The 1,322-nt window shown below is 57.8% G+C and carries 2 protein-coding genes; both read right to left on the bottom strand.

The annotated features are described in order from the left end of the window. On the bottom strand, window positions 1–488 hold a 488-nt coding region (locus ACIOWE_RS30205), incomplete at its 3' end, for a cytochrome c oxidase subunit 3 (protein ID WP_401398623.1). A 3-nt stretch (window positions 489–491) separates the two neighbouring features. Next, a partial coding sequence (locus tag ACIOWE_RS30200) for a cbb3-type cytochrome c oxidase subunit I (protein WP_401398621.1) occupies window positions 492–1,322 on the bottom strand: 831 nt, incomplete at its 5' end.

Raw genomic sequence — 1,322 nt, 5'->3', positions numbered from 1 at the left:
ATGATGCCCATCCAGATCAGACCCGCAGATACGTGCAGACCGTGGGTACCGACCAGGGTGAAGAACGCGGACAGGAAGCCCGAACGGCTAGGACCGAAGCCCTCGGAGATCAGCAGGTGGAACTCGTTGATCTCCATGGCGATAAAGCCTGCGCCGAGCAGAAAGGTCATGAACAACCAGCCCAGAACCTGCTGCTTCTTACCTTTGAACAACGCCAGCATGGCGAAGCCGTAGGTGATCGAACTGAACAACAGCAGAGCGGTTTCGCCCAGCACGTATGGCAGTTCGAAGATGTCGTGGCCCGCAGGGCCACCGGCTACGTTGTTTACCAGTACTGCGTACACCGCGAAGATCGACGCAAACAGAATGCAGTCGGTCATCAGGTAGAGCCAGAAACCGTATACGGTCATCTCGCCCGAGTCGTGGTGATGGTCATCGTGCCCATGTTCACCATGGGCGTGTCCGGCATTGGTCACTAAATTCGACATGGTTTAAGCCTGTTCCAACGAGGTTTCAACACGGGTGGCACCGGCCGGGATTTTCCCTGCCGCGACCAGACGCTTGTGCTGCTCGGCTTCGATGCGCTCGATCGTTTCAACCGGAACCATATAGCCCTGGTCGTCACGTGCAGCGTGGATCACGAAGTAGATGACAGTGCCGGCCAGGCTGGCGATAGCCAACCACCAGATGTGCCAGATCATCGCGAAACCGAAGACGGTCAACAGTGCGCCCATCACCACGCCAGTGGCGGTGTTGTTCGGCATGTGGATCGGCTCGTACTTGGCCGGACGCTGGTACGCGGTACCGTTTTCCTTGGCCTCAGTGAACGGGTCGATGCAGTCAGCCTTAGGCAGCACAGCGAAGTTGTAGAACGGAGGTGGCGACGAAGTCGACCATTCCAGGGTGTGTGCATTCCACGGGTCACCGTGATCGCAAACGTTCTCTGGCTTGTTACGGTCACGTACCGACACGTACAGCTGGATCAGCTGGCAGGCGATACCTACAGCGATCATCACCGCACCGAACATGGCAACGTACAGGTACGGTACCCACTCAGGGTTGGTGGTAGCGTTCAGACGACGGGTCATGCCCATGAAGCCCAGTGCATAGAGCGGCATGAACGCAACGAAGAAGCCCGAGATCCAGAACCAGAACGCTGCTTTACCCCAGCCTTCGTGCAGCTTGAAGCCGAACGCTTTCGGGAAGTAGAACGCGAAACCTGCGATGTAACCGAATACCGCACCGCCGATGATCACGTTGTGGAAGTGCGCGATCACGAACCGGCTGGTGTGCAGAACGAAGTCAGCACCCGGGATGGCCAG

This window comes from Pseudomonas sp. NPDC087598 (assembly GCF_044743525.1).
GTDB lineage: Bacteria > Pseudomonadota > Gammaproteobacteria > Pseudomonadales > Pseudomonadaceae > Aquipseudomonas.
This window is presented reverse-complemented; position numbering and strand designations above follow the sequence as displayed.